This window comes from Thermoanaerobacterium thermosaccharolyticum DSM 571 (assembly GCF_000145615.1).
GTDB classification, from domain to species: domain Bacteria; phylum Bacillota; class Thermoanaerobacteria; order Thermoanaerobacterales; family Thermoanaerobacteraceae; genus Thermoanaerobacterium; species Thermoanaerobacterium thermosaccharolyticum.
The window spans coordinates 1,350,077-1,368,888 of sequence record NC_014410.1; the positions used below are offsets into that span (position 1 = coordinate 1,350,077).

General features: G+C 30.7%; 22 protein-coding genes. 21 read left to right on the plus strand and 1 reads right to left on the minus strand.

The features are described from left to right. The 12 genes from scpB (at position 1) to safA (ending at position 10,166) form a co-directional block, all read left to right on the plus strand. Positions 1 to 507 carry an SMC-Scp complex subunit ScpB gene (gene scpB / locus TTHE_RS06660; RefSeq protein ID WP_013297823.1) on the plus strand — a complete coding sequence of 169 codons (507 nt, stop codon included), beginning with the start codon at positions 1 to 3 and terminating at the stop codon, positions 505 to 507. Between the two features lie 48 nt (positions 508 to 555). Further along, positions 556 to 1,263 (plus strand): DUF2953 domain-containing protein, encoded by a 708-nt coding sequence (locus TTHE_RS06665; protein WP_013297824.1) that lies wholly within the window; start codon positions 556 to 558, stop codon positions 1,261 to 1,263. A gap of 5 nt (positions 1,264 to 1,268) precedes the next feature. After that, positions 1,269 to 1,718 carry a GerW family sporulation protein gene (gene ytfJ, locus TTHE_RS06670; protein ID WP_013297825.1) on the plus strand — a complete coding sequence of 150 codons (450 nt, stop codon included), beginning with the start codon at positions 1,269 to 1,271 and terminating at the stop codon, positions 1,716 to 1,718. Positions 1,719 to 1,773: 55 nt separating this feature from the next. Continuing rightward, complete coding sequence (locus TTHE_RS06675) at positions 1,774 to 2,928, plus strand: D-alanyl-D-alanine carboxypeptidase family protein (protein WP_013297826.1); 1,155 nt, start codon at positions 1,774 to 1,776, stop codon at positions 2,926 to 2,928. Between the two features lie 84 nt (positions 2,929 to 3,012). Beyond that, positions 3,013 to 3,981, plus strand: a complete 969-nt coding sequence (locus tag TTHE_RS06680; protein ID WP_013297827.1) for a sulfide/dihydroorotate dehydrogenase-like FAD/NAD-binding protein — start codon at positions 3,013 to 3,015, stop codon at positions 3,979 to 3,981. Next, on the plus strand, positions 3,974 to 5,257 hold the full coding sequence (locus TTHE_RS06685; RefSeq protein WP_013297828.1) for an FAD-dependent oxidoreductase: 1,284 nt from the start codon (positions 3,974 to 3,976) through the stop codon (positions 5,255 to 5,257). Before TTHE_RS06680 ends, TTHE_RS06685 begins: the two co-directional genes overlap by 8 nt. 101 nt (positions 5,258 to 5,358) lie before the next feature. Next, the gene (locus TTHE_RS06690; protein ID WP_013297829.1) at positions 5,359 to 6,066 is read left to right on the plus strand and encodes a pseudouridine synthase; all 708 of its coding nucleotides are present in this window, start codon (positions 5,359 to 5,361) and stop codon (positions 6,064 to 6,066) included. A 17-nt stretch (positions 6,067 to 6,083) separates the two neighbouring features. Beyond that, positions 6,084 to 6,458 carry a GNAT family N-acetyltransferase gene (locus tag TTHE_RS06695; RefSeq protein ID WP_013297830.1) on the plus strand — a complete coding sequence of 125 codons (375 nt, stop codon included), beginning with the start codon at positions 6,084 to 6,086 and terminating at the stop codon, positions 6,456 to 6,458. A gap of 24 nt (positions 6,459 to 6,482) precedes the next feature. Then, the gene (gene speE / locus TTHE_RS06700; RefSeq protein ID WP_013297831.1) at positions 6,483 to 7,316 is read left to right on the plus strand and encodes a polyamine aminopropyltransferase; all 834 of its coding nucleotides are present in this window, start codon (positions 6,483 to 6,485) and stop codon (positions 7,314 to 7,316) included. Between the two features lie 3 nt (positions 7,317 to 7,319). Then, positions 7,320 to 8,186, plus strand: a complete 867-nt coding sequence (gene speB / locus TTHE_RS06705) for an agmatinase (RefSeq protein ID WP_013297832.1) — start codon at positions 7,320 to 7,322, stop codon at positions 8,184 to 8,186. Positions 8,187 to 8,277: 91 nt separating this feature from the next. Continuing rightward, positions 8,278 to 9,672 carry an oxaloacetate decarboxylase subunit alpha gene (locus TTHE_RS06710; protein ID WP_013297833.1) on the plus strand — a complete coding sequence of 465 codons (1,395 nt, stop codon included), beginning with the start codon at positions 8,278 to 8,280 and terminating at the stop codon, positions 9,670 to 9,672. 131 nt (positions 9,673 to 9,803) lie between these two features. Beyond that, the gene (safA, locus tag TTHE_RS06715) at positions 9,804 to 10,166 is read left to right on the plus strand and encodes a SafA/ExsA family spore coat assembly protein (protein WP_013297834.1); all 363 of its coding nucleotides are present in this window, start codon (positions 9,804 to 9,806) and stop codon (positions 10,164 to 10,166) included. 51 nt (positions 10,167 to 10,217) lie between these two features. Here the strand turns inward: safA and TTHE_RS06720 are convergent, their stop codons facing one another. Continuing rightward, the gene (locus TTHE_RS06720) at positions 10,218 to 10,856 is read right to left on the minus strand and encodes a hypothetical protein (RefSeq protein ID WP_013297835.1); all 639 of its coding nucleotides are present in this window, start codon (positions 10,854 to 10,856) and stop codon (positions 10,218 to 10,220) included. Between the two features lie 97 nt (positions 10,857 to 10,953). Here TTHE_RS06720 and surE point away from each other — a divergent pair, with 97 nt between their 5' ends. The 9 genes from surE to TTHE_RS06765 all read left to right on the plus strand — a co-directional run bounded on the left by surE (position 10,954) and on the right by TTHE_RS06765 (position 18,742). Then, a complete protein-coding gene (gene surE, locus TTHE_RS06725; protein WP_013297836.1) occupies positions 10,954 to 11,706 on the plus strand; it encodes a 5'/3'-nucleotidase SurE in 753 nt (250 codons plus the stop codon). Positions 11,707 to 11,842: 136 nt separating this feature from the next. After that, positions 11,843 to 12,706, plus strand: a complete 864-nt coding sequence (locus TTHE_RS06730) for a MurR/RpiR family transcriptional regulator (RefSeq protein ID WP_013297837.1) — start codon at positions 11,843 to 11,845, stop codon at positions 12,704 to 12,706. 58 nt (positions 12,707 to 12,764) lie between these two features. Further along, on the plus strand, positions 12,765 to 13,388 hold the full coding sequence (locus TTHE_RS06735) for a histidine phosphatase family protein (RefSeq protein WP_013297838.1): 624 nt from the start codon (positions 12,765 to 12,767) through the stop codon (positions 13,386 to 13,388). Beyond that, positions 13,385 to 14,602: a BaiN/RdsA family NAD(P)/FAD-dependent oxidoreductase gene (locus tag TTHE_RS06740; protein WP_013297839.1), complete on the plus strand. Its 1,218-nt coding sequence runs from the start codon at positions 13,385 to 13,387 to the stop codon at positions 14,600 to 14,602. Before TTHE_RS06735 ends, TTHE_RS06740 begins: the two co-directional genes overlap by 4 nt. Positions 14,603 to 14,673: 71 nt before the next feature. Continuing rightward, a complete protein-coding gene (locus tag TTHE_RS06745) occupies positions 14,674 to 15,138 on the plus strand; it encodes a hypothetical protein (RefSeq protein ID WP_013297840.1) in 465 nt (154 codons plus the stop codon). A gap of 77 nt (positions 15,139 to 15,215) precedes the next feature. Then, positions 15,216 to 16,199 carry a (d)CMP kinase gene (cmk, locus tag TTHE_RS06750; RefSeq protein WP_340371410.1) on the plus strand — a complete coding sequence of 328 codons (984 nt, stop codon included), beginning with the start codon at positions 15,216 to 15,218 and terminating at the stop codon, positions 16,197 to 16,199. A 13-nt stretch (positions 16,200 to 16,212) separates the two neighbouring features. Then, positions 16,213 to 16,791, plus strand: coding sequence for a lysophospholipid acyltransferase family protein (locus TTHE_RS06755; RefSeq protein ID WP_013297842.1), 579 nt, complete (start codon positions 16,213 to 16,215; stop codon positions 16,789 to 16,791). A gap of 9 nt (positions 16,792 to 16,800) precedes the next feature. After that, a complete protein-coding gene (locus tag TTHE_RS06760; protein WP_013297843.1) occupies positions 16,801 to 17,661 on the plus strand; it encodes a 4-hydroxy-3-methylbut-2-enyl diphosphate reductase in 861 nt (286 codons plus the stop codon). Continuing rightward, positions 17,654 to 18,742 carry a 30S ribosomal protein S1 gene (locus tag TTHE_RS06765; RefSeq protein ID WP_013297844.1) on the plus strand — a complete coding sequence of 363 codons (1,089 nt, stop codon included), beginning with the start codon at positions 17,654 to 17,656 and terminating at the stop codon, positions 18,740 to 18,742. The genes TTHE_RS06760 and TTHE_RS06765 overlap by 8 nt, the downstream gene beginning before the upstream one ends. The last annotated feature ends 70 nt before the right edge of the window (positions 18,743 to 18,812 follow it).

The following is an 18,812-nucleotide window of genomic DNA, read 5'->3' on the forward strand; positions in this document are numbered from 1 at the left end:
ATGGATATAGATTGTATAATTGAGTCAATCTTATTTGCTGCTGGACGACCAATAAAGATAAAGACATTGAGTGATGTCTTGAATGTTTCTGTAGATGATGTTAAGGAATCTTTTTATAGATTGAAAAACAGTTATGTCTCCAATAATAGAGGAATAGATGTTGTTATGATTAATGATTCTATCGCTATGTGCTCAAATGAAAAGTATGCGGAATATATAAAAAAAGCTTTAGGGCTTGACATAAAACAGGGCCTTTCCCAAGCTGCATTAGAAGTTCTTTCAATAATTGCGTACAATCAGCCTATTACAAGAATAGATATCGAGAAAATAAGAGGTGTAAAGTGCGAGAAGGCAATTAATACTCTTTTGGAATTTAATTTAATCAAAGAAAACGGAAGAGTAAATGCTCCCGGTAGAGCTATACTTTATTCTACTACAGATGACTTTTTGAAGTACTTTAATTTACCTTCTTTAAAAGATTTACCACCATTAGATGATGTCATATAGTATTTTTATTTTAATTATTGAAAACAATAAAACTGAGAAGGTGAATTGATGTTTTCTTTTTATATATTGCTAATTATAGTTTTGATTATAGTGATATATACTTTACCTATGACAATTAAAATATGTTTTAACAATTATGGCAGCAATTTTATTTTAAATATATACTTATATATACTGCGATTTATTAGGATAGGCTTTTTCGATATTAATTATAAAAGAATTGATGAAAATGATAGGATAGAAATGTCGTTAAGATTATTTGGAATAAAATTACTTAGCACGGTGGTTGATGCAGCTAATTTGACAATTAAAGATAAAAAGCCAGTTATAAAATATGAAATACATAAAGCATTTTTTTTAAAATTCCCCAAAAAAACTGGAGAGAGAAAAATGTTTAGTTTTCACGATATATCTAGAATGTCAAATCTGTTTTACTCAAATAAGAAAGTTATCTATGAAACGAGTTTAAATATAAAAAAATCCATAGTGATTCGAAAATTTAATTTAAATATAAAAGAAGGTTTTAACGATGCAGCTTTAACGTCTATTTTATATGGGATAATTAATAGTGTGGTTTATACCATAGTTGTTCCTATTTATTGCAATATTAGATTTTTGAACAAGCCATCTATATCAATAAGTCCATATTTTGGAAGAAATATTCTTGAAAGCAACTTTAATTGCATATTAGATTTTAGATATGGTAATATTATAGTTAATAGTATAAAATTTATTAAGAATTTTAAATGGAGGTGATCAGGATGAGTGATCATCCAATTGAAGGGTTAATGAAAACAACGATGGAAAGTCTGAAAGACATGATAGATGTTAACACTATAGTAGGCGATGCAGTTGAAGCACCAGATGGAACTGTTATTATTCCTATTTCAAGAGTGACTTTCGGCTTTGCGGCTGGTGGTGGAGAATTTCAAATGACACAAAATAAAGATAAAGAACAAAATCAGCAGGATAATCAGGAGTCAAAAATGCCATTTGGTGGTGGTAGTGGTGCAGGCGTTTCATTGCAACCCGTCGCTTTTATGGTTGTCGGACAAGGTCAGATAAGGCTTTTACCTGTCAATCAAAATGCGATGGTTGAAAGAATTATTGATTTAGCACCTAAATTAATGGAAGAGCTACAAAATGTTTTTAATAAAAACAAAACGTATAAAAAATCAACACCGATAACAGTAACAAATAATGTAGATTAATATTAATTAAAATGTGGGTCATAATGTGAGGTATTAACTTTCAAGGAGGACAGTGATGAAAAAGACACTTTTATTTTTACTAATTTTTACTTTCCTTATGACCCCGATAAACGTAAACGCTGAAAATATAGAACCGCCACAAATTGCAGCGAAGGCTGCGATTGTTATGGATCAGAAATCTGGTAGAATTTTGTACGAAAAAAACATAAACGAAAAACTGCCCATGGCTAGTACAACTAAAATTATGACTTTACTATTAGCGTTAGAATATGGAAATTTAAATGATATTGTAACTGTAAGTAAAAGAGCAGCTAGTGTAGGAGGTTCTTCAATTTGGCTTGCTCCAGGTGAAAAACTTTCGCTTATAGATTTATTGTATGGTTTAATGCTCAATTCTGGAAATGATGCTGCAACAGCTATTGCTGAACATATTGGCGGTAGTGTGGAGAAATTTGCGGAGATGATGAATAAAAAGGCAAAAGATATTGGTGCATATAGTACAAATTTTGTTACGCCATCCGGTCTTGATATCGGAATCAACAACCATTATACAACCGCTTATGATTTAGCATTAATTACAAGGTACGCTTTTAACAATTACAGCAAATTTGCGGAGATTGTTTCGACTAAAGAAAAGACGATACCTTGGAGTGGACGGGATTACGATAGATATTTGAGAAATAAAAATAAAATGCTTTGGCAATATGAAGGCGGGGATGGTGTAAAAACAGGATTTACTAATAAGGCCGGCAGATGTCTCGTCGCCTCAGCAACCAGAGATGGTCACAGGCTTATATCTGTAGTTCTAAATAGTGGTCCTATGTGGGAAGATTCACAAAAAATTTTAGATTATTCTTTTGAAAAGTACAAGCCATTAAAAATTGTTTCAAAATGTCAGGTATTAAAAACAATAAGTGTTATCAATGGCAAAGAGAAATATTTGCCGCTTCAGTACAATGATGATTTTACGTTGCCCGTATCAAAAGAAGAAATTTTAAACATAAAAGTTGAATACAATATCCCTAAATCAATAAAGGCACCTATAGGTATAGGTGAAAAAGTTGGAATAGCCAAAGTATTATTAAATGATAAACAAATCGTTACGATAGATGTAGTTGCAGGAAAAACGATTGACGAAAGGGATTATAACTACAATCTAAAAACAATAATTAAAAACTGGGTAAATATCTTTCAAGCTGAAAACTCTTAGCATTTTGCTAGGAGTTTTTTTGTAACCATTTTTTTATTTGAGAATACCATAAATATGTGAAATTTTTCTTTAGGAGATGGTGTAATGGCAAGTCCAAGGCTTGAATGTATTGACATTGGCAGTGATTATTGTCCTTGCTACTTGGCAGAATTAAATGAATGCATAGTGTGTTCTCAATTGCAAGGCAAAAAATTTTGTGACTGCAATTGGAAGGGTGTATGCGTATTTCAAGAGTTTGTTTGGGCAAAAAGAAAGGCTAAAGCAAAGAGAGATACAATGGTTTCAAATATAATAGACAAGCAAAAGATAAATGAAAATTTATTTATATTAACGTTATCTGTGCCTAATAAAATGGCCAGGGATTTGAACGAGCCAGGCTCATATGTTTTTTTAAGGAATGAGTTTAGTCCATCATTTTTTGATACTCCGATGTCTATAATGTATGCGGATGAAATTAATGGTTTTGTGAAAGTAGCAATCCAAATTAATGGTCCCAAAACAAGTTTTATTGATTTAAGTGAAAAAAGGATATGTATTAGGGGACCTTATTGGAATGGATTATTTGGACATAAGTATATAAAAGGTCTTAAAAATTCAAAGTGCTTAGTAGTATTGAGAGGAATTGCACAGGCACCAGGAGTTATTGTTATTAATAAATTGTACAGAAATAACAATAAAATCACAGTAATAATCGATAAGGGTAAAACAGGACAATTTTTTATTAGCCAATACCTGGATCAGCTTAATTTAAATATAATAACAACAGATATTTTAAGTGCTGAAGGACAGGAAATTTTGAAGAATGCTATTGCAGATAATGATCTAAAGTTGATATACAGTGGAGGCTCTGATGAGCAGCACCTTAATATATTTAATTATATGGATTTATACAACAATGAGGCTTATCTTGCAGCATCAAATAACAATACAATATGCTGTGGAGAAGGAATCTGTGGCAGTTGCGAAGTTCAAATAGATGGACAAAAAGTAAGATCTTGCAAAGTACAACTTGATGTAGAAAAGGCAATTGAAAGGAGAATTTTGTATGGTTAAAGTTGTTGTTATTGGGGGAGGCTGGGCAGGATGCGCAGCGGCTCTCACAGCAAAAAAAGCTGGAGCAGATGTTGTACTTCTTGAAAAAACTGATATGCTGTTAGGATGTGGACTTGTTGGAGGAATTATGAGAAATAACGGAAGATATACAGCAGCAGAAGAAATAAAATATCTTGGTGGACATGAGTTAATAGAAATAACTGACATGTGCGCAAGACATACAAATGTTGATTTTCCAGGACATAAGCACGCAAACTTATATGATATTACAAAAGTAGAGCCTGCAATAAGAAACATGCTTTTTAGTAAAGGAATTAAGATTAAATTTATATCAAGAGCAGCTGACGTATTAATGGAAAGCAATACAAAAATCAAAGGAATAGTTTTGGCTGATGATTCTGTTGAATGTGGAGATGTTTTTATTGAAACCACAGGATCGACAGGTCCTATGGGGAATTGTTTAAGATATGGCAATGGTTGTTCTATGTGCATATTAAGATGTCCATCATTTGGACCGAGAATTAGCATAAGCTATAGAGCAGGTATTGACGATATTTTGGGAATGAGATCGGATGAGGTATATGGTGCATTTAGTGGTTCTTGTAAGCTAAACAAAGATTCATTAAGTGATGAAATTAGAGAAAAACTTGATAAAGACGGTGTTGTAGTATTGCCTGTTCCAGAAGAAGATGTTAATATGGAAAAATTAAAATTAAAAGTGTGTCAGCAATATGCACTTCCTGAATATGCAAAAAATGTTGTGTTGTTAGATACAGGTCATGCTAAATTGATGACCCCGTTTTATCCCCTAGACAAATTGAGAAAAATACCAGGGCTTGAAAGGGCTAGATTTGAAGATCCATATTCAGGAGGAAAGGCTAATTCTATCAGATATTTATCTATTGCTCCAAGAAATAACAGTATGAAAGTTAAAGGATTGGATAATCTGCTTTGCGCAGGAGAAAAATCAGGATTGTTTACCGGTCATACTGAAGCTATGGTGACTGGTTGTTTGGCCGGACATAATAGCGTTAGATTATCGCTCGGTATGCCTCTACTTGAGTTGCCCAGGAATTTGGCATCTGGTGACCTTATCGCATATGAAAATGAATGTATTGAAACTAAAGAAGGTTTAAAAAATCGGTACACTTTTGCAGGAGGTAAGTATTTTGAACGAATGAAATCATTAGGATTATATACAACTGATACTAATATAATTAAAGAAAAAATAGAAAGAGACAACCTAATAGGAATATATGATGAAAAATTAGTGTAAGCGAGCTTAAAGCTCGCTAATATATTGTCTTTTAATTTAAAAAATGTTATATTATAAACGTTAAGTTGGGATATCTATGATTTGCAGGTGTAATAATTATTATGGAAAGATTGCAAAAGTATTTGGCCGAATGTAGTATTGCATCGCGAAGAAAATGTGAGCAATTAATTCTTGATGGAAAAATTAAAGTTAATGGTACTGTTATAAAAAATCTAGGTATTAAAATTGATCCAGATAAAGATATTGTTGAATATGATGGCAGAGTAGTTGCTAAAGTTCAACACAATATTTACATTATGTTAAATAAACCAACTGGATTTATAACAACAGTTAAAGATCAATTTGGAAGGCCATCGGTTCTTGATATAATTAAAATTAAAGATAGAATATATCCAGTAGGACGTTTAGATTGTGATACTTCAGGACTACTTTTGTTAACAAACGATGGAGATATAGCAAATAAACTTATGCATCCTAAACATGAAATTGATAAAGTTTATATTGCTAAAATAAGAGGTATACCTGATGATAAAGATCTGGATAGATTTAGAAATGGGCTGTTATTAGATAATCGCTTAACAGCAAAAGCCAAAATTGAAATATTAAAAAAAATAAATAATGATGCTCTTGTAAAAATAGTTATACATGAAGGACGTAACAGGCAGATTAGAAGAATGTGTGAATTGATAGGTCATCCTGTTATGACATTAAAAAGGATTAAGATAGGAGATTTAGAGTTAGGAAATTTAAAAGTAGGGCAGTGGCGCTATTTAAGCGGTGAAGAAGTTCAATATTTGAAAAACTTATAAAGAGAGAAAGATGTGATATGTTTAGAATAAAGTTTGCATCAACAGATGATATGAAATTTATGGAGAAAATTGCTAAGTCTTTTAAAATACCATTTTCATGTGATGTAAATAGATGTATTTGCATGGTGGCAGTTGATGAGAAGCCATTTGGTTATATTTGTATTGAAGTAAATAATAATATTGCAAGAATAGTTGGACATGCAGTTTTGCCAAATTATCAACTGAGAGGCTATGGAACTATGCTTTTAAAGGTAGCTTTAAACAACTTATATGACTTTGGAATCAAAAAGGCATATATTGATTATTCTGACTATGATGAATTTTATATAAAAAATGGCTTTAAAAAGTCTAATAATGGATTGACAATTGATATTGATGAATTATTTAAATAAATAACAATTTAGGAGGAATGTTTAATGGAATTATGGTTTACTGAACATCACAATGATTGCATTGGTTATTCACTTAAAGTAAAAAGAACGTTAAATTCTGAGGAAACTAAATATCAAAAGTTGGACGTTATAGAGTCTGAATTCTATGGAAGAGTTTTAGTATTAGACGGCATCCTACAAACAACTGAAAAAGATGAATTTGTGTATCATGAAATGATTGTACATGTTCCGCTTTTTACACACAAAAATCCTAAAAATGTGCTGATTGTAGGTGGAGGTGATGGTGGAGCTGTAAAAGAAATTTTAAAACATGATACAGTAGAGAGAATTGTTCTTGCTGAAATAGATGAGAGAGTAGTAGAAAATTCGAAAAAATATTTGCCTTCAATAAGCTATGGATTAAATGATAAAAAAGTTGAACTTATGATTGGCGATGGAATAAAGTATGTAAATGAACATAAAAATGAATTTGATGTTGTAATTGTAGATTCAACAGATCCAATAGGACCTGCAGTTGGCTTATTTACTGAAGATTTTTATAGATCTGTATATGACTGCCTTAGAGATGATGGGATAATAGTAGCACAGACAGAATCACCGTTTATTTATGGCAATTTAATAAATAAATTAAGCAAGATGTTTAAAAAGATCTATCCAATAGTAAAGCCATATATCTGTACTATACCTACGTATCCAGGACACTTATGGACTTTTACAATGGGATCAAAAAAATACGATCCTGAAGCAGTTGATGTGAATAATATACCTGAGATTGAGACAAAATACTATACACCAGAATTGCATAAATCTAGTTTTGTATTGCCTAAATTTTTAAAAGATATTTTTGAGGAGGCATAGTTTTTGGTAATAAAAGACAATTTTTCGAATAGCGGCAAATTTTTAAGTAGCATTAATGATTACAAAGAGTCAGATATTGTAATTGTAGGCGTACCTATGGATTATACAGTTAGTTTTAAACCTGGTACACGTTTTGGCCCACAGGCGATAAGAACAGCATCATTAGGCTTAGAAGAATACAGCGTTTATCTAGATAGAAATTTAAAAGAAAAGAAATATTATGATTTTGGTGATTTAATTTTACCTTATGGAAACGTCGAGAAAAGCCTCGATATAATTGGAAATGCAGCCAAAGAAATACTTGAAGATGGAAAAAAGCCGTTATTTTTGGGAGGAGAGCATTTAATAAGTGCTCCAGTTATAAAAGAAGTTTACAAAAAGTATGGTGATGAATTGGTAGTACTTCATTTTGATGCACATACTGATCTAAGAACTGAATTTTTTGGTGAAGAAAATTCTCATGCGACTGTTTTAAGAAAGGCTTCTGAATTCATCAATAATAAAAATATGTATCATTTTGGTATACGCTCTGGAATAAAAGAAGAATTCGAGTTCTCTTATAAAAATACTAACATGTTTTTGTTTAACGTTGTTGAGCCTTTAAAAAGTGTACTTGAGTATATTAAGTCAAAACCTATTTATATTACATGGGATATAGATGTTTTAGATCCTGCATATGCTCCTGGAACTGGTACACCCGAACCAGGTGGTATAACATCAAAAGAGGCATTTAATGCAATACACATTTTAAAAGATTTAAATGTTGTCGGTATGGATTTAGTTGAGGTATCACCTGATTACGACCATTCAGGTATTACTTCAATTTTAGCAGCAAAACTTATTCGTGAATCAATTTTATCCTTCTTATAAAAAATAAGACCAGTTTTTAATACTTGGTCTTATTTTTTTATAGAAATATAAGTTAGATGATAGTATAATATAACATAAAGGAGGAGTTTTCATGTCTAAGATAAAGATCACAGAAACAGTTTTAAGGGATGCTCATCAATCGCTACTAGCAACTAGAATGACTACTGATGAAATGCTTCCTATTGCCGAAAAACTTGATGAAGTTGGATATTTTTCACTTGAGGCATGGGGTGGGGCTACTTTTGATGCTTGTATGAGATATCTTGATGAAGATCCTTGGGAGAGATTGAGACTACTGAAAAAAGCAATAAAGAAAACACCACTTCAAATGCTTTTAAGAGGGCAGAATTTATTAGGTTATAAACATTATCCTGACGATGTTGTCAATGAGTTTATAATAAAATCTGTTGAAAATGGCATTGATATTATTAGAATTTTTGATGCATTAAATGATGTTAGAAATTTAGAGGTACCTATTAAAGCGGCTAAAAGTGCAGGTGCACATGTACAGGCAGCTATTGTATATACAATAAGTCCCGTTCATAATACAGAACATTATTTAAAAGTTGCGAAATCTCTTCAAGACATGGGAGCAGATTCAATATGCATTAAAGACATGTCTGGAATATTGTCACCTTATGTTGCATATGATTTGATTAAATCTTTTAAAAAGGCAATTCGTGTACCTGTTCACCTACATAGCCATTATACTGCTGGGTTGGCGTCAATGACATATTTAAAAGCAATAGAAGCTGGTGTTGATGTTGTTGATACTGCAATATCTCCTCTTGCTTTAGGAACATCTCAACCAGCTACAGAAGCGATTGTAGCAGCTTTAAAAGATACAAAATATGACACCGGATTAAATTTGAAATTGCTGTCTGAAATTGCAGACTATTTTAAAAAGGTAAAAGAACATCACACAAATGGAAGTGACCTATCATTACTTATGAGTGTTGACGCTACTGCACTTGAGAGTCAAATTCCTGGCGGTATGTTATCAAATTTGGTTTTACAATTAAAACAGCAGAATGCTCTTGATAAATACAATGAAGTATTAAAAGAAGTTCCGCATGTAAGGCGAGATTTGGGTTATCCACCACTTGTTACACCTATGAGCCAAATGGTAGGAACACAAGCTGTTTTAAATGTAGTTACAGGTGAAAGATATAAAATTGTGCCCAAAGAAATAAAAGATTATGTTAAAGGTTTATATGGAAGACCACCAATACCAATTTCTGATGAGATACGTAAGAAAATAATTGGAGATGAAGAAATTATAACAAAAAGACCGGCTGATTTACTTAGTCCTCAATTAGATAAAATTAGAAATGAAATAAAGGAATATTTAGAGCAGGAAGAAGATGTTTTATCATATGCATTATTTCCGCAAGTCGCTAAGAATTTTTTCGAATATAGGCGAGCTAAAAAGTATAAAATTGATTCAACATTAGTAAATATGGAGGAAAAAACATATCCAATATAAACATTTATAAGCTATAGGTTAAAGGCCTATAGTTTTTTTATGTAATTTTCAACATTCAAAAATTGGATGGTGTAACATAATTTTAAATTAAACATAACATGTATTAGAAAAATGAAAGGGGGTTTTTGAAAATGTCTGATCCACAATATTACCCTGTACACTGCAGAACAACGTATATAGTAAGACCAGGAGATTCAATGTGGACAATAGCTAATATGTATGGCATTCCATTAGACTGCTTGATTAGAGCAAACCCACAGATTCCAAACCCAAACTTAATATATCCAGGTCAGCAAATTTGTATACCAGCATTTTGCCCGCCAGAGAGACATTGCAGAGAAATGTATATAGTAAGGCCAGGAGATTCAATGTGGACAATAGCTAATATGTATGGTATTCCATTAGACTGCTTGATTAGAGCAAACCCACAGATTCCAAATCCAAACTTAATATATCCAGGTCAACAAATTTGCATACCTTATCATTGCTGGTAAAAATATATAATATGAGAATCATGTTAAGATACTATGCAATTGCGTAGTATCTTAACAATTTGCATGTAGATAGATGACATTTAAATAATTGCTTTTAAATTTAATTATTTTAACAGGTCCAATATCTATTTTATTACCGCATTTAAGACAATAAAGATTTTTATTTTTTTTAAGCTCTGAATAGGATTCATCAATTTCAAGTGAGCCATACTTTATAAAGCTTTTCCAACCTGTTTTGCATAATTTATATCTATTATTATAATCTGCATATACCCATTTTAATAACCTATGAAAATGAAACGGATATTTAGTGTAGCTCAGAAATCTTTTGGAAAGCCCTAATGATAAAGCGTAATCTTCAAAAGTTTTTTCAATTTTGTCTTGTAGAGGATTCAATATTTTTGTGCTTTTATAATTGTATCCATTAGTTTTGAAATAATCCCTTAAGCAGTCAAACATGTAGCCTCTGCAAACATATATTTCTTCTTTTTTACCTACGTTCATCATGTTTAAATATTTTATTGCAATTTCAGCTGCTTTTTTTAAATACAGTTTATTGCTAAAATTATCTTTTGTGTAATATTCTATGGGAATTATATCATAATGATATTCATTTGTTTCAACTCTCATAACACCTATACATGTTCCACCAACTAAACTTCCGCTTCCGGCATCGTCGATTTGTATCACAATATCACTCCTTGCTTATATTTTAATTTTATATTAAAATCAAATTAATTATTCAATTCAATGTGGACCGTGAGAATATATTAATAGGAGGATATTTATGAATGTTTTATTAACAAATGATGATGGCATTCTATCTCCAGGTATAAATAAATTAGCTGATATTTTAAAAGGAAGCTACAATGTAGTTGTTGTTGCACCTGATAGGGAAAGAAGTGCTGTAGGACATGCTATAACAATGCATAAACCATTAAGGATAAAAAAAATTAAAGATGAAGAAAATTTAAAAATATTTCATGCAAATGGAACACCATCAGATTGTGTGAAACTAGGAATAGATGTTGTTATGAAAGATAAACCGGATATTATAGTGTCTGGCATAAATGATGGCTTTAACTTAGGTACAGATATATTATATTCTGGAACAGTATCAGCTGCGATGGAAGGTTCAATAAACGGCTTTTCTTCTATTGCAATATCTTTAGAAGCAGGTTCAGATATAACAGATAAAGCTTTATTATTTATTAAAAAACTTATTAAAAGTGTTGCTAAAAATGGATTACCGAAAAATGCACTATTAAATGTCAATATACCAAATATAAGTGATAATTATAGTGGTGTCAAAATTACAAAATTGGGGTATAGAAATTATGTTGAGAATTTTACAAGAAGAATAGATCCTCATGGCAGAGAGTATTACTGGCTTGCTGGAAAAGTTTTAGAAAATATTAACGAAGAAGATAGTGATATAGTAGCTGTGAAAAATGGTTTCATTTCTATTACTCCAATACAGTTTGACTTAACAATGTATAATTTAATTGATACTTTAAAAAAATGGGATATACAAATTTAATATTTTTGATGCAAGAAATTTATCAAAAATATCATTGGCATTTTTTATTCATCGATTGCAGGATTTTTTAATTGCATATAGAATATTTTATATAAATAGAAAAATGATTAAACCAATAATAGAAAGGACATAAACGATGGATAAAAATGAAGATATAATAAAAAGAATACAAAATAACTATACTCAATTAAGCAAAAGCCAAAAAATTATAGCAGAATACATAATAAATCATTATGATAAAGCTGCTTTTATGACAGCAGCAAAGTTGGGTAATAGTATTAATATCAGTGAATCTACTGTTGTAAGATTCGCAAATACTTTGGGGTATGACGGCTATCCTGAGTTACAAAGTGCTTTACAAGAATTAATAAAAAATAAATTGACTACTGTTCAAAGGCTTGAGATGACAGATGAAACTGACGAAGTTTCTATTTTAAATAATGTGCTAAAATCCGATATTGAAAATATCAAAGAGACAAAAGAAGAAATAGATAAAAACTCATTTAAAGAAGTTGTTGATAATATTTTTAAAGCAAAAAAGATATATATTATTGGATTTAGAAGTTCTACTGCAATAGCTGAATATTTAGGGTTTTATTTAAATTTAATACTTGAAAATGTGATATTAGTAAAACCCGGAATATCTGATGTTTTTGAGCAAATGCTTCGCGTAGATTCTAATGATTTGGTAATTGGAATTGGCTTTCCGAGGTATTCAAAGAGAACACTGGAAGTGTTGAAATATGCTAAATCGCAAAATGCTAAAATAGTTGCGATAACTGACAGCCTTATATCTCCGCTTACAGAAATTGCAGATGAAATATTATTAGCAAAAAGCAATATGGCATCTTTTGTTGATTCGTTAGTAGCTCCATTAAGCTTAATAAATGCACTTATTGTTTCTGTCGGCATAAGAGAAAAAGATAAAATAACAGATACATTTGAAAAGTTAGAAAATATCTGGAACGAATACGAAATTTATTTATCGAAAAATGCTTAAAAATTGTATTTTATATAAATGCCTATGAGGCATTTAATTATTTTTTAGGAGGGTATAGATGTCTACTCGATTATTTATTGTACGACACGGTGAGACATCGTGGAATAAGTTAAAAAAGATTCAGGGTATTAGCAATGTTGATCTTACTGATGAAGGAGTAAAACAAGCTTATTTACTTTCACAGAGATTAAAATACGAAAAAATAGATGTAATATTTTCAAGTGATTTAGATAGGGCGTATAAAACCGCATCTTTGATTGCAAAAGAATTTGATTTAGATGTAATAAAATTACAGGAATTTAGAGAAATATCTTTTGGTGTATGGGAAGGCCTTACAATTGATGAAATAGAAAAGTTGTATAAAGATTTATATCATACATGGAGGACAAATCCTTCTGAAGCCATAATTGATGGAGCAGAAAAGCTGGAAGCCGTACAGAAGAGAATATTAAGCATGACGTATAAAATAGTAGAACAATATAAAAATAAAAATATATTAATTGTTTCACATGGTACATCTATAAAGGCTCTTATTTTAGGTTTACTGAATTTGGATTTGAGCTTTTACCCCAAAATAAGGCAAGACAATACAGCTTTAAATATAATAGATATAAAAGATGATGGCAAGTGTGTGCTTGTACTGTTAAATGATACGTGTCACTTAAGGAGCGGTAATAATTGAAAAAAGTGTTTGTTATTGGTTGTGGTGCGGCAGGAATGATGGCTGCATTGATGAGCTCTATTAAAGGCAATAAAGTAACTATATTTGAAAAAAATGATAGACCTGGCAAGAAGCTGTTGATAACAGGCAAAGGCAGGTGCAATGTAACTAACACCGCAACAATAAAAGAATTTATAGAAAATACTCCAACAAATGGTAAATTTCTTTATAGCGCATTGAATAGATTTTCAAATAGTGATTTGATTGAGTTCTTAAATAAGAATGGTCTTATGACTAAAGTTGAAAGAGGAGGAAGAGTTTTTCCTGTTTCAGATAGATCAAAAGATGTCTTAGATGTGCTTTTAAAACTGATTAAGGCAAATGGGATAGATATTCATTACAATGCCAGAGTTACTGATATTTTATCTGATAGTTCGCGCGTGTTAGGTATAGTTGTAAATGGAAAAAAGGAGTATTGCGATAGCATAATTTTGTCAACTGGCGGATTGTCATATCCATCAACTGGATCTACAGGAGATGGATATGATATGGCAAAAAAGTTAGGACATACAATTATAGATCTGCATCCTGCCTTAGTCCCGTTTGTAACTGCTGAAGATGTAAGTGGAATGATGGGATTATCACTTAAAAATATTAATGCAAAATTGTACGTAAATGATAAGTTTATAAAAGAAGAATTTGGGGAAATGCTTTTTACGCATTTTGGACTGTCCGGACCTGTTATATTAACATTAAGCAGTTATATTAAGAATATTAATAAAAGTAATGTTGTTATAAAATTGGATTTAAAGCCGGCTTTAACATATGAAAAACTTAATGATAGAATACAAAGAGATTTTAAAAAGTATTTAAAGAAAGAATTTAAAAATTCTTTAAATGATTTACTACCACGTTCCTTAACTCCATATGTAATTAAACAAAGCGGTATTAATCCTGATAAAAAGGTTTCGGAAGTATCAAAATTAGAAAGAAATGCTCTGGTGCATGCTTTAAAAGAACTTGTATTCCACGTAATATCAAAAAGACCTATAAAAGAAGCTATTATTACTTCTGGAGGAGTAAGTACAAAAGAGATAAATCCTAAGACAATGGAATCTCGATTAATTAAAGGACTATTTTTTGCTGGTGAGATAATTGATGTTGACGCGTTAACAGGTGGATATAATCTTCAAATATCTTTTTCAACCGGTTATTTAGCTGGAATAAATTCTTAATAAAAAGTCTCCTTTCGCATTTTTTTATATATTTTGCATAAAATATATAAGAATGCATAAGGAGGATTATTATGGGAAAAAGAATAAAAAAATCAGGGCATGTGTATTTTATCAGCTTTGATAATTTAATAGCTTTTTTTGTCATGGCTGGTTTTTTAACAGTAATAATTACGCAGGTACTTATGTTAAATGATAATATCAGGGTCTTTTTAAATTCAACTGAAAAAATAGAAGGCATTAATATCAATACATATTTATCAAAGGATGGTACGTTGAAACTAGAATTAGTTAATATGGAAAAAGCACCGAGTGCATATGTACTTATAAATGGTGATCCGAAGTATAGCTTTAAAAATAAATCTGTGGATATTAGCATTAAACAGGGAGAGCTGATAGAAATCGATGGAACAAAATATAAACAAACATTGTATATTAAAGTTGCTGATTCAAGTGATAATGTAATAGAACCGCAAAGAACTGCAGTGGTAAAAGTTAATGGGGATATTGAAGTTGTTGGGCGTGTAAGGTTAAAATGATGTTGTTATAACATCATTTTTACTATATAATTATAAAAAGAGGATAAAAGAAAGGAGTATGATGTCCTATAAAAGCAATTAGAGGCGCAATAACGACTGAAAATACAAAAGAAGACATTTTTAAAGATACAATTAATCTTATAGATGAGATCTTTCGCTGTAACGAAATTAAACCTAACGATGTTGTATTGATATTTTTTAGTGCCACAAAAGATATTAATTCTGCATATCCAGCCGAAGCATTAAGACACCATGGAATTACTGATATTCCTATGATGTGTTTTCAGGAAATGGACGTTTCAGGTAGCCTTGAAAAATGTATTCGAGTTATTGTATTTATTAATTGTAATGATGATAAGAAAGTTAAGCATTTGTATTTAAAGAATGCAAAATTGTTAAGACCGGATTTATTGAATATAAAAGTTGCTATTGATGGTCCAGCCGGTGCAGGAAAGAGCACAGTCGCTAAAAAGCTAGCAGAAAAGCTTAATTTCACCTATATAGATACAGGTGCAATGTACAGAGCTTTGACATATAAGACTATCATTGAAGATATTGACATAAATAATAAAGATAAAATTGTAGAATTGGCTTCCAAAATTGATATTAAATTAGAAAATGATAGAGTATTGTTGGATGGTATAGACATTTCAAATGAAATAAGAACCCCGATTGTTTCAGAGAAAGTGTCATTAATTTCTAAGATACCTGAAGTAAGGGAAATAATGGTAAATTTGCAGAGACAATTGGCGAACAATGGTAGCGTTATAATGGATGGAAGAGACATAGCAACAGTTGTGATGCCTAATGCACAATTTAAATTTTTTTTAACAGCCAGTGCTGAGGTAAGAGCAATGCGGAGATATAATGAATTAGTAGAGAAAAAAATTTCCGTTAGTTATGATGATATATTAAGGGACATTAAAAAAAGAGATAAAATTGATATGGAAAGAGACATTGCACCTTTAAAAAAGTCTGATGATTCCATTGTAATTGACACATCAGACATGACGATAGAAGAAGTTGTTTGTAAAATGTATGATATTATTGTTAGTAAATAAAGGGGGACAACTGATGTTTTATTATATCGCAAAATACATTGTTCTCTTTATTATAAATGTAATTTTCAGGATAGAAGTTGAAGGTTATGAGAATATTCCTAAAGATGGGCCTATAATTATTTGCCCAAATCATATAAGTTTTCTGGATCCACCTATTATTGGAGCAGTTTTTACACGAAGAATATTTTTTATGGCAAAAGCCGAGCTTTTTAAAAATCCTATTTTTAAATTTGTTTTAAGCAATGGATTAGGTGCATTCCCAGTAAAAAGAGGCACATCTGATTTAGCCGCTATCAAAATTGCCTTAAATCACTTAAAAAATGGACATGTTGTAGGGATTTTTCCTGAAGGTACCAGGAGTAAAACAGGTGAACTTCAAAAAGCAGAGCCAGGTGTATCATTGTTATCAGTTAAAGGTAAGGCACCTGTTTTACCAATTGGAATAAAGTCAACATATAAGCTATTTTCAAAAGTTGTGATAAAAATTGGTAAGCCTATTTATTTTGATGAATATCAAAATGTTCATTTGACGTCTCAAGATATGGCAAATATAGGTGAAAAGATTATGTTTGAAATTTCTAAATTGATCTAGGAGGATATAATGAAAATATTAATAGCAGATAATGCAGGGTTTTGCTTTGGTGTAAAAAGAGCCGTAAAAGTAGCGTATGATCAAATAAATCGAGATGATAATAGACGGACATATACTTATGGGGAACTTATACACAATCCACAAGTAGTAAGGGATTTAGAAGATAAGGGAATAAAAACAATAGATGGAATTGATAATTTAAAAGAAAATGATAGAATAATTATTAGAACTCATGGTATACCAGAGAAAACATATAAAGATTTAAAAGAGAAAAAAATTGAATTAATTGATATGACTTGTCCTTTTGTAAAGAGAGTCCAAAAGATAGTAAATGGTTATTATAAAAAAGGTTATACTATCGTTATAATAGGCGATAAAAATCATCCAGAAGTCATAGGAGTAAATGGATGGTGCGACAATTCAGCTTATGTGATAGAATCAGTAAATGACGTTCAATTGCTACCGTATATTGACAAGGCTTGCGTTGTGGCACAGACAACGATAACACAAAAAATGTGGGAAGATAGTTTGAATTTATTAAAACTTAAAGTTAATGAATTGGTATCATTTAATACAATATGTGATGCTACAAACAAAAGGCAATCATCTGCTGAAGAGATATCTAAAAAAGCTGATGTGATGATTGTTATCGGTGGGAAAAACAGTTCGAATACTCAAAAATTAAAAAGAATATGCGAAAAGAATTGTAAGAGAACTATTCAGGTGGAGAACGCTGACGAAATTGATTTAAGTATTTTTAATGATAATGATATTGTAGGTATTACTGCAGGTGCTTCAACGCCAGATTATTTAATACAAGAAGTGATAAACAAAATTGCAATTAATAGAAAGGAAGATACTAATGGATGATTTTATGGATGAATATTCTTTTAATCTAATTCATGCAGGTGATATTGTTAAAGGTAAAATTATAAAAATACTTAGTGATGGGATTATAGCGGATATTAGCTATAAGGCCGATGCATATGTTCCTAAAGACCAATTGTCATTAGATCCAAATTTAGATATTAACAAATTTTTTAATGTAGGAGATGAGATTGATCTTTACATAGTTAAAAGAGAAGATGAAAACGGTGATGTATTAGCATCAAAGATAAAAGCAGATACAGAATTAGCAAAAGAAAAACTAGATACAGCATATAAAAATGGTAATATTTTAAGTGGAAAAATCATAGAAATAATCAAAGGCGGAGTACTAGCTGATATTTTAGGTGTAAAAGCATTTATACCTGCGTCACAGCTTGATATACATTATGTAAATAACTTAAACGATTATCTAGGGGAAAATGTCAAAGTAAAAATTATAGATTATATACCGAATAAAAAGTTGATAGCATCTCAAAAAGTTGTATTAGAAGAGGAAAAGTTAAAAAAGAAAGAAGAATTGTTGAAAACTTTACAAGAGGGACAAGTAATTCAAGGTGTAGTAAAATCTATAACTAAATTTGGTGCATTTATAGATATAGGTGGTATAGATGGACTAATACCTTTAAGTGAAATTTCATGGGTCAGAAATAAAAATATAAATGATATATTGCATATTGGCGAAAAAGTAGATGCATATGTTGAAAGAATAGATAAAGAAAAGGTCACATTAAGTTTGAGGAAACTCATTCCTGATCCTTGGACAACTATTAGTGCAAAATTTAAAGTTGGCGACGTCATCTTGGGTAAAATAGTAAACATAACAACTTTCGGCATATTTGTAGATATTAGTGATGGGGTAGAAGGTCTTGTACACAAAAGCGATTTATTAAAAAATATTAAAGAATACAGAATTGGGGAAAATATTTCGGTTGAAATACTGAATATTGATACTAATAATAAAAAGATGAGTCTAAGAGAAATCGATAAAAATAACGAATCCTATGAATTAGAAAGAGAAGAGTTGAATGTATCTATTATAGATAGACTTCAAAGTATAAAATAATTATTCATGGGTGTTATGTAAAATAGCTTGACAAAAGAAAAAAATCTGATAAAATTTATCTTATTGAATA

Coding starts and splice junctions, on each gene's coding strand:
- scpB (WP_013297823.1), top strand. CDS start 1: ATGGATATAGATTGTATAATTGAGTCAATCTTATTTGCTGCTGGACGA.
- TTHE_RS06665 (WP_013297824.1), top strand. CDS start 556: ATGTTTTCTTTTTATATATTGCTAATTATAGTTTTGATTATAGTGATA.
- ytfJ (WP_013297825.1), top strand. CDS start 1,269: ATGAGTGATCATCCAATTGAAGGGTTAATGAAAACAACGATGGAAAGT.
- TTHE_RS06675 (WP_013297826.1), top strand. CDS start 1,774: ATGAAAAAGACACTTTTATTTTTACTAATTTTTACTTTCCTTATGACC.
- TTHE_RS06680 (WP_013297827.1), top strand. CDS start 3,013: ATGGCAAGTCCAAGGCTTGAATGTATTGACATTGGCAGTGATTATTGT.
- TTHE_RS06685 (WP_013297828.1), top strand. CDS start 3,974: ATGGTTAAAGTTGTTGTTATTGGGGGAGGCTGGGCAGGATGCGCAGCG.
- TTHE_RS06690 (WP_013297829.1), top strand. CDS start 5,359: ATGGAAAGATTGCAAAAGTATTTGGCCGAATGTAGTATTGCATCGCGA.
- TTHE_RS06695 (WP_013297830.1), top strand. CDS start 6,084: ATGTTTAGAATAAAGTTTGCATCAACAGATGATATGAAATTTATGGAG.
- speE (WP_013297831.1), top strand. CDS start 6,483: ATGGAATTATGGTTTACTGAACATCACAATGATTGCATTGGTTATTCA.
- TTHE_RS06710 (WP_013297833.1), top strand. CDS start 8,278: ATGTCTAAGATAAAGATCACAGAAACAGTTTTAAGGGATGCTCATCAA.
- safA (WP_013297834.1), top strand. CDS start 9,804: ATGTCTGATCCACAATATTACCCTGTACACTGCAGAACAACGTATATA.
- surE (WP_013297836.1), top strand. CDS start 10,954: ATGAATGTTTTATTAACAAATGATGATGGCATTCTATCTCCAGGTATA.
- TTHE_RS06730 (WP_013297837.1), top strand. CDS start 11,843: ATGGATAAAAATGAAGATATAATAAAAAGAATACAAAATAACTATACT.
- TTHE_RS06735 (WP_013297838.1), top strand. CDS start 12,765: ATGTCTACTCGATTATTTATTGTACGACACGGTGAGACATCGTGGAAT.
- TTHE_RS06745 (WP_013297840.1), top strand. CDS start 14,674: ATGGGAAAAAGAATAAAAAAATCAGGGCATGTGTATTTTATCAGCTTT.
- TTHE_RS06755 (WP_013297842.1), top strand. CDS start 16,213: ATGTTTTATTATATCGCAAAATACATTGTTCTCTTTATTATAAATGTA.
- TTHE_RS06760 (WP_013297843.1), top strand. CDS start 16,801: ATGAAAATATTAATAGCAGATAATGCAGGGTTTTGCTTTGGTGTAAAA.
- TTHE_RS06765 (WP_013297844.1), top strand. CDS start 17,654: ATGGATGATTTTATGGATGAATATTCTTTTAATCTAATTCATGCAGGT.